The organism is Deinococcus sp., from assembly GCF_025362455.1.
Taxonomy (GTDB): domain Bacteria; phylum Deinococcota; class Deinococci; order Deinococcales; family Deinococcaceae; genus Deinococcus.
Window position 1 is genome coordinate 1 of record NZ_JANYGJ010000078.1, and the last position, 8,083, is coordinate 8,083.

9 protein-coding genes are annotated in these 8,083 nt (G+C 65.9%); 6 read left to right on the plus strand and 3 right to left on the minus strand.

From position 1 onward, the window contains the following. Nucleotides 1-338, minus strand: a 338-nt coding sequence (locus Q0R23_RS05560) for a hypothetical protein (RefSeq protein WP_293911253.1), incomplete at its 3' end; no start/stop codon positions are given. A gap of 72 nt (nucleotides 339-410) precedes the next feature. Beyond that, complete coding sequence (locus tag Q0R23_RS05565; protein WP_293911256.1) at nucleotides 411-1,478, minus strand: hypothetical protein; 1,068 nt, start codon at nucleotides 1,476-1,478, stop codon at nucleotides 411-413. Nucleotides 1,479-1,621: 143 nt separating this feature from the next. Here Q0R23_RS05565 and Q0R23_RS05570 point away from each other — a divergent pair, with 143 nt between their 5' ends. The 6 genes from Q0R23_RS05570 (at nucleotide 1,622) to lpdA (ending at nucleotide 7,125) form a co-directional block, all read left to right on the plus strand. Next, nucleotides 1,622-2,371: a queuosine precursor transporter gene (locus tag Q0R23_RS05570; RefSeq protein WP_293911259.1), complete on the plus strand. Its 750-nt coding sequence runs from the start codon at nucleotides 1,622-1,624 to the stop codon at nucleotides 2,369-2,371. Between the two features lie 575 nt (nucleotides 2,372-2,946). After that, entirely contained in the window at nucleotides 2,947-3,600 is a 654-nt protein-coding gene (locus Q0R23_RS05575; RefSeq protein WP_293911262.1) for a thiamine diphosphokinase, read from the plus strand. A 73-nt stretch (nucleotides 3,601-3,673) separates the two neighbouring features. Beyond that, nucleotides 3,674-4,234, plus strand: coding sequence for a hypothetical protein (locus tag Q0R23_RS05580; RefSeq protein WP_293911265.1), 561 nt, complete (start codon nucleotides 3,674-3,676; stop codon nucleotides 4,232-4,234). Between the two features lie 43 nt (nucleotides 4,235-4,277). After that, nucleotides 4,278-4,538 carry a hypothetical protein gene (locus Q0R23_RS05585; RefSeq protein ID WP_293911268.1) on the plus strand — a complete coding sequence of 87 codons (261 nt, stop codon included), beginning with the start codon at nucleotides 4,278-4,280 and terminating at the stop codon, nucleotides 4,536-4,538. Nucleotides 4,539-4,619: 81 nt separating this feature from the next. Further along, on the plus strand, nucleotides 4,620-5,621 hold the full coding sequence (locus Q0R23_RS05590; RefSeq protein WP_293911270.1) for an SPFH domain-containing protein: 1,002 nt from the start codon (nucleotides 4,620-4,622) through the stop codon (nucleotides 5,619-5,621). Nucleotides 5,622-5,709: 88 nt separating this feature from the next. Next, a complete protein-coding gene (gene lpdA / locus Q0R23_RS05595; protein WP_293911272.1) occupies nucleotides 5,710-7,125 on the plus strand; it encodes a dihydrolipoyl dehydrogenase in 1,416 nt (471 codons plus the stop codon). A gap of 76 nt (nucleotides 7,126-7,201) precedes the next feature. Here the strand turns inward: lpdA and Q0R23_RS05600 are convergent, their stop codons facing one another. Further along, complete coding sequence (locus Q0R23_RS05600; RefSeq protein WP_293911274.1) at nucleotides 7,202-7,723, minus strand: hypothetical protein; 522 nt, start codon at nucleotides 7,721-7,723, stop codon at nucleotides 7,202-7,204. Nucleotides 7,724-8,083 lie beyond the last annotated feature (360 nt).

Below are 8,083 nucleotides of genomic sequence, written 5' to 3' on the forward strand. Positions count from 1 at the left end.
AAGCCGTAATACCCGGTGTTGATGGCCTTGCGAGTCTCGTAGAGCAAGTTCAGCAAGGTGTCGGCGCTGGCCTGAGCCCTGAGCGTTGAAGTCTGGTTGACGTAGCGCAGATTGGCCAGGCTGCCGCCACTGACCTGATCGAGCAGACCTCTGACCGAGCAATCGGGAGCGCTGGGCCGCTCGGCGCGTGCCACAGTGGGCACATCGTCGGGGCCGGTGCCGCCGGTGCCTGTGTTGCCGCCGGTGCCTGTGTTGCCGCCCAGCGGCGGCGCGATGACGGTTGGTTGGTTGCAGGCGACGAGCAGGCTCAGCGAGAGCAAGAGCAGGGACCGTTTCATACCTCTGAGTATGAAGGGTTCAGTGCGAAGGGTCCAGTACGGAGGATTCGAGGATGTCCGAAGCGGGGCTTCTCAGCGCGGCGGCTCAGGCGGCATGACGGCGCCGCGCCAGGCGTCCACTCCATTGTTCATGCCGCCGACAGCGCCGCCAGGGCCGAAGCCGCTGCCCGGAATGGCGGCGCCTGGGCCACCGTCGAGCAATTGAGCCACGTCGAGGGCAAAGCCGCGTGACCAGGCGGTGACCGCGATCATCAGGCCGTAGACGGCGGCGATCAGCAGGGTCAGCAGCACGCCGCCGCCGATCAGCAGGGGCGTGGCCTCCTTGAAAGTCCGGCTGCTGGCCGATCTGCTGTCCAGCGTACCGGGAATGGCCGCGAGCACGCCTAGCAGGGCGGCGTAAAACACGACGAAGGCCAGCAGCAGCCCCAGTACCACGATGACGAAAATCAGCCAGCTTCCCACCGTTCTGGCCACCGGGGACAGGGGGGCGCGGCTTCCGCTGGCATGGGCCTCGACGCCCAGGAAAAACCGTTTGATGGCGTTCAGGATCAGCCAGCTCAGGACCACTGTGGGCACGATCTGAATCAGGCTGCCGAAGACCACGAGCACCAGCACCCCCGCCTGACTACCGGCATCCATCTTGCTGCTGGAGTCGAGCAGGCTGCCGAAGAACACCAGCGCCACACCGATGACCAGGCCGAGCAGGCTGCCGACCAGCATGTACCACTGCCAGAAGGTCAGCCACCGGGTAAAACCGCGCGCGTCCGGGCGGCCCTGGTGCGCCGGGTCGGCGGCGTAGCGCTGCACGCCCATGACCGCCCGCCGCGCCATCAGAATGCTGTAGATGTACAGGCCCTGAGCCACCAGAATAATCAGCACATAGAGCCCGCCCAGCCCCAGCAGGCTGCCGAGCTGAGGTACCTTGCCCACGCTGGGCAGCTCCTTGCCGATAGAGCCGCTCAAAAAAACCAGGCTCAGCGCCGCGCCGCCCAGAGACAGCACCGCGAAGAATAGTTGCAAGATCAGCAAGCCGAAGAGCACTGAGGAGATCCGCTTGCCGCGCCGCGCCGCGCCTGTCCGGGCGGCTTCGAGCGAATTGATCGGCGCGTAACCACCAGCCGGGGGCAGGGGAAAGGTCATGGCTCAGTGTGACACGGCGAAGCTCTCAGGTGAGCACCGCCGCACAAGCACTGCCGGGTGAGCACAGGTCGCCCCGCGCAGCCGCTACACTCCACTTCGGCTCCCGCCTACAGCGCGGGGTGGCCGCATTCGAGGAGGGCCGCATGTCCAGCGACCAGCGCACCAGTGAGTACAGCGACCAGCGCATCACAGGAGACCAACCCATCACGACCCCGCCGCCCCGTTCCCGCTACTTCGACCTGATCCTGGGGACGTTCGCCGTGGTGTTGGTCGTCTCCAACCTGGCGAGTACCAAAACTGCCCAGGCCGATCTGGGCATCTGGAAACCCGCCTTCGACGGCGGCACCTTTTTGTTTCCGCTGACCTACGTCTTCGGCGACCTGCTCACCGAGGTCTACGGCTACGCCCGCTCGCGCCGGGTGATCTGGTTCGGCCTGGCCATGAACGTGCTCGCCACGCTGGTCTTCGCCCTGGTGGCCGCCCTGCCCGAAAGTGCCGACAGCCCGACCAAGGGGGCCTTCGGGGTGGTCTTCGCCTTCGCGCCGCGCATTTTGCTGGCCTCGTGCCTGGCCTTCTTCGTGGGTGAGTTCCTGAATTCCTACGTGCTGGCGCGGCTCAAGGTCATCACGCAGGGTAAGCACCTGTGGACGCGCACCATCGGCAGCACCGTGATCGGCCAGGGCGCCGACACGCTGGTGTTCAGCCTGGTCGCCTTCTGGGGCGTGCTGCCCAGCGAGGTGCTGTGGGGCCTGGTGCTGTTCAACTACGTCTACAAGGTGGGGCTGGAAGTGGTGCTCACCCCCGTGACCTACGCCGTCGTGCGCGAGCTCAAGCGGGCCGAGGGTGTGGACGTGTATGACCGGCACACCGATTTCAATCCGTTTCGGTTGTAGGGCGATGGGGCGTGTCTGGGCTGGATTTGACGCTGGCGTTTGAGTTGCGTTGGTGGAGCTTCAGCACTGTGCGAATGCGAATGCACTGTGCGAATGCGTCTGCACCTCCACCCCCCAGCGGGCAGGCCCTTCGTCGTGAACGGACTGTCGTCATGAGCGGACACCCATGAGGGTGCCATTCCTCCCCATGAGGACGCCTGCCCGCCCCTCACCTCTCATGCCGAATCAACGTGTCAATAGAACCTTGGAGGGGGTTTGCGCTCCGCTGAGGATGGTACTTCCCATTCGTCCCAGTTGCTCAATACTTTCCCGCGTTCTCCACATCGTGGCCGGTCACGTAGGGTGCCCGTGCTCCGCAATTGCACATAACTGACTTCGCTGGAATATGTTGGTCTACCCCAGTCAAAAACGCTCACTGGGCGCTATCTTTCGGCTCCCTTTTCAGGGGGGCTCCCGCGCAGCGGGTGGGGGGTTGTACCTGGCAACTCCTGAAATTCCTGCTAAGACCCACCCCTTCGCCTTTCCCACAACCCACTCCCCACAACCCACAACTCAAACGCCCTATCCTGCTCTCCATGCTGGCCTGGATTCTCGTCGGTGGGCGCCTGACCCTCACGCCTGCCCTGAAGGCGCTGCGGCGTCCGCAACTGGTGATCGCCGCCGACGGGGGCGCCCGGCACGCGGCGGCGCTGGGTGTGTGGGTGGACGCCTGGGTGGGCGACTTCGATTCCTCTGACGGCGTATATCTGGACGCGCCGCGTGAGGTGCATCCCGCCGCCAAGGACAGCACCGACGCCGAGCTGGCCACTGAACTGGCGTTGCGGCGCGGCGCCACCGAGCTGGGCTTCATCGGGGCCTTCGGAGGGCGCTTCGATCACGCCTTCGCGCTGGCGCTGGGGGCCTGGCGGCTGAGCGCTCAGGGCACGCCGAGCTGGCTGTACAGCGGCGACGAGGCGGGCTATCCGCTGCTGCCGGGGCGGGTGCTGAGCCTGGAGCTGCGAGCCGGGCAGACCTTCAGCGTGCTGGCGGCCTCGGATCTGACGGGGCTGAGCCTGCGCGGCGCCCGCTGGGCAGTCAGGGAGCTGGATGTGCCCCTGGGCAGCGGCTGGACGCTCAGCAACGAGGCAGTGGGCGGCAAGCTCGAAGCCGAGCTGGAAACCGGCGTGGCCCTGCTCACGGTGCTGGAAGGGGAAGTATCGGCGCTGCCCCCCACGCTGCAACTTCCCTGACCCTCCCTGCGTATCTGTACCTATGAACGCGAGGCGTGGATGCGGGTGCGGCTGCGGTGGCCTGCTGGTGGTCATGATCGCCCTGGTGGCGGCAGGGTATTTTTTCGTCTACCGCCCGATTATCAATTTTGTAGACGGCTGGCGCGTGCCCGCACGAAGCGCCCAGTTGCCCAGGCCCAGCGGCAACCTGAACGCGCCGATCTCCCGCAGCGAGGTCGAGCAATTCGTGCGGGTCCGGCGCCTGGAACGCAAGGCACTGGGCGGCAGCTTTGGCAGCGCCCAGAGCATCCTGAACGACATTCAAAACGGTCAGACGCCGAGCTTCTGGCAGTTTGCCGGGGCGATGCGCGATCTGGGGACTTCGGTGGGGGCGGCGCGTCAGGCGCAGGTCGCCGGGCTGATCGGGCAAAACCTCAGCCGCGAGCGCTACAACGTCATCGCCGCCGGGGTCAACCGCTCGCTGGGCGTGCCGGAAGTGGATTTCGGCAAAATCGCCAGCGATATCAAGAGTGGCAGGGTGCCGGACATCGACACCAGCGTGAGCACTGGCGCCGACCCGCAGACGGTCAAGCTGATAGAGCCGTTCAAAACCGAACTGACGGCCACCGCCGCGCTGGGGCTGCTCGGCCTGTAGCTGAAATGTAGTTGAAATGACGTTTGTGTACTGGAGCATGACTATGAATCCGCTCAATTCGCGTGGCAAGTCGCCTGCGCTGCGCCCAGCAGGATGCGCTGGCCTGGGCTTGCTGGCCCTGGGACTGATCGGCGGCGGGCTGTACTGGCTGGCTCAGACCTTCGGCTACCAGTCCAACGACGCCAACCTGCCGTTCGCCCTGATCTTCGCCTCGGCCCTGCTGGGCGTGGCGGCCCTGCTGCCCCGGCGTCTCCGGCGCCGCCTGAGTATCCGCCTCCTCCGAAGCTGGCGACGACGCCGCTGAACCGTCCAGCCTGATCTTTCCCCACCAGCCACCAGCCCCACCAGCCACCAGCCACAGGCCACAAGCCCCAGGAGTCTCACCATGACGCAAGAATCCGCCCCGCCCGTGTCCCCTTCCGTTTCCCCGTTGCGCCCGCCGCGTCCCGGTATGCCGCTCAGTGGTGTGCTGCGCTGGGTCGCGCTGGGCGTGGCCGCATTGATCGTCGTCAGCGTCCTGATGAGCAGTGTGCAGGTCATCGGCCCCGGCCAGATCGGGCTGAAGTTCAACAAGGCGGGCAGCGCACGCGGCCTGTCGAATACCGATGTGGTGTCGGGCTACGTGCTGGTCAACCCGCTCACCACCGAGATCGTGACCTATCCGCGCGCCCAGCAGAGCTATTCGTGGACCAAAAGCCCCACCGAGGGCAGTAACGGTGACGAGTCGTTCACCTTCAACACCTCCGATCAGGTGACGCTCAACGGTGACGTGAACTTCGGCTACCAGATCAATGCCGAGGAGGCGCCCAATATCTACATCCGCTTCGGGCCGGACGTGAGCGTGATTACCCACAACTACATCCGCAGCGTGGTGCGCAACGCCATTACCCGCCAGGCGTCGAACTACAACGCGGGCGACCTGCTCGGCAGGCAGCGCAGCCAGTTCGAGGACGCGGCCCAGAAGGAAGTCGAGGCCGACCTCAGCCCGCTGTTCGTGGTTCGCAACTTCAGTTTCATCGGCGAGCTGCGCGCCCCGGAGGCCATCGTGCAGAGCATCAACGCCAAGTTCGCCGCGCAGCAGTCGGCCATTCAGGCCGAGAACAAGGTCAAGCAGAGTACCGCCGAGGCCCAGCAGGAGGTCGCCAAGGCCAGGGGCGAGGCCCAGTCCATTTTGCTGCGTGCTCAGGCCCAGGCGCAGGCCAACAAGGTGCTGGCCGCCTCGCTGACGCCGGAGCTGGTGCAGAACAAGCAGATCGAAAAGTGGAACGGCGTGTTGCCTACCGTCTCAGGCGGCTCTGGCAGCGGCTTCCTGATCAATCTGCCTGCCAAGGCGGAGGCGGCAGTGCCCGTAGCGAGCGAGGCGCCCGTCAAGGCTGCCAAACCGTAACGTCCCCACCCGTCACGCCAGGCGGCTTCGCTCCGTCCCCCACACGGTTCCCTTTTGCCCGACAGGCACACGCTAGACTCCGGCCACTATGGATACCTATGACGTTGTAATCATCGGCGGTGGCCCTGGCGGCTACGTGGCGGCTATCCGCGCCGCGCAACTGGGGCTGAGCGTGGCCTGCATCGACGCCTTTACCCGTGACGGCAAGCCCTCGCTGGGCGGCACCTGCCTGAACATCGGCTGCATTCCCAGCAAGGCGCTGCTCGACAGCTCTGAAAAATTCGAGATGATCAACCATGAAGCCGCCGAGCACGGCATTCTGGTCGAGGGCGCCAAGATCGATTTGGGCAGGATGCTGGGCCGCAAAGCCAGCGTCGTGGACAAGCTGACCGGCGGCGTGGCCTACCTGTTCAAGAAGAACAAGGTCAGGAGTTATCACGGCCTGGGCAAACTGCTCCGGCAGGACGAGGGCCAGTGGGTCGTCGGCGTCGAGGGCAGTGAGTCCAGTGAACTCAGGGCCAAAAACGTCATCGTGGCGACGGGCAGCAGTCCACGGGCGCTGGCGCTGGCCCCCTTTGGCGGCAATATCGTCGAGAACAGCGGCGCCCTGGAGTTCAGCGCCGTGCCGCAGAAACTCGGCGTCATCGGCGCGGGCGTCATCGGCGTCGAGCTGGGCAGCGTCTGGCGGCGGCTGGGGGCCAGTGTCACGGTGCTCGAAGCCCTGCCCGGCTTCCTGATGAGCGCCGATCCCGCCGTGGCCAAGGAAGCCCTCAAGCAGTTCCAGAAGCAGGGGCTGGATTTTCACTTCAGCGTGGGTATCACGGCCGTGCAGGACGACGGCCACAAGGTCCACGTCAGCTACCAGGAGGGCGGCCAGACGGTGAGCGCCGAATATGACAAGCTGATCGTCAGCGTCGGGCGGCTGCCGCACACGGCGGGTCTGGGTGCCGAGGCGGTGGGCCTGGACCTCGACGAGCGCGGTTTTGTCAAGATCGACAGCCACTACCACACCAATCTGCCGAACGTCTACGCCATCGGTGACGTGGTGGGCGGCGCCATGCTGGCCCACAAAGCCGAGGACGAGGGCGTGGCGGTGGCCGAGATCCTGGCCGGGCAGTCCGGGCACGTCAACTACGACGTGATTCCCTGGGTGATCTACACCTCGCCGGAAATCGCCTGGGCCGGGCTCACAGAAGCCGCCGCCAAGGAGAAGGGCCTGACTGTGCGCAGCGGCCAGTTTCCCTTCAGCGCCAACGGGCGGGCGCTGGGGCACAACGACACGCGGGGCTTTGTCAAGGTCATCGCCGACGCGGCCACCGACCGGGTGATCGGCGTGCATATGGTCGGCCCCAATGTCTCCGAGCTGATCGCTGAGGCCGTGGTGCTGATGGAATTCGGTGGCAGCGCCGAGGACCTGGGCCGCATCGTCCACGCCCACCCGACCCTCAGCGAAGCGGTCAAAGAAGCGGCGATGGGCGTCAGTAAAATGGCGATTCACATGTGAGATCAGAGTTGGACAGACGGCGCCGCCCCTGCGTGTTCAGGGCGGCGCCGTCTGCTACGGTTTATTCTGCCGCGCCTCACTTCGCCTTGAAGGTCATGGTGTCAAGCATCTGGTCGAAGCTGCCGGTCTGGGCGGCGCTGGCGTTCAGGGCGTTGGTCATCTGCATCTGGTAGAGAAATTTCGGCCCGGCCCCGAACCAGATGCGGGTGCCCACCTTGACGCCGCTGGCCCTGACCAGCATGGTGTAGCGCCGCTCGACGCCTTTGACGCCGCCCACCGTGCGCGGCTTCTCGCTCAGCAACGTCAGGGTCAGCCGCCCGCCAGTCGCGGCGACGCCCTCGACCCCGGCGATAAAGGCCCTCAGGTCACTGGCCGACGCCTGGCGCCCCAGCGGCGCGGCGAACAGCACCAGCGCCACCGGCGGCGGTGAGCCGGGCGCCGTGACGGAAGCGCTCTGAGCTGGCCCCGGCAGCCGGGTCTGGGTCCAGAGCGCGGGCACCTCGGCCTGGAGCGGCAGCTCGACCTTGAGGGGCGCGGCGTGCGCGGCGCAGAGCAGGCCAAGAAGAATGAGGGGCGTGAGCCTGGGCAGACGGAACATGACGTTACTCTACGCCGCGTCCGGCGTTGAGCGTTCCTGATCAGGTCGCCGGAAGCTGGCTGCTGGTCGCCCTGCACGGGCCTGAGTTGCCGGGCTGGAGGTCTGGACCACACGGCTCACCTGCTGCCTCCGGGTTCGGCCCTGACTGGGACGCCAGAACGCCTTCCCCGTCCCATTTCTGCCCGTCCTGTAGCCCAGGGGGTGGGCAGCGCCGCCATTAACCTCTAGACTGGTTCTCAACGCGCCGAGACTTGAAAAGCTCCGCAGGAGAGCGCCCAGGAGGTCTAGCATGACGATCATCGACCAACCCCAAACTGACCAGACACAGACCGACCAGACACAGACTGACCAGACACAGAC

Bases quoted from the DNA above. Each gene is read 5' to 3' on its own strand.
- Q0R23_RS05565 (WP_293911256.1), bottom strand. From the start codon at position 1,478: ATGACCTTTCCCCTGCCCCCGGCTGGTGGTTACGCGCCGATCAATTCG.
- Q0R23_RS05570 (WP_293911259.1), top strand. From the start codon at position 1,622: ATGTCCAGCGACCAGCGCACCAGTGAGTACAGCGACCAGCGCATCACA.
- Q0R23_RS05575 (WP_293911262.1), top strand. From the start codon at position 2,947: ATGCTGGCCTGGATTCTCGTCGGTGGGCGCCTGACCCTCACGCCTGCC.
- Q0R23_RS05580 (WP_293911265.1), top strand. From the start codon at position 3,674: ATGATCGCCCTGGTGGCGGCAGGGTATTTTTTCGTCTACCGCCCGATT.
- Q0R23_RS05585 (WP_293911268.1), top strand. From the start codon at position 4,278: ATGAATCCGCTCAATTCGCGTGGCAAGTCGCCTGCGCTGCGCCCAGCA.
- Q0R23_RS05590 (WP_293911270.1), top strand. From the start codon at position 4,620: ATGACGCAAGAATCCGCCCCGCCCGTGTCCCCTTCCGTTTCCCCGTTG.
- lpdA (WP_293911272.1), top strand. From the start codon at position 5,710: ATGGATACCTATGACGTTGTAATCATCGGCGGTGGCCCTGGCGGCTAC.
- Q0R23_RS05600 (WP_293911274.1), bottom strand. From the start codon at position 7,723: ATGTTCCGTCTGCCCAGGCTCACGCCCCTCATTCTTCTTGGCCTGCTC.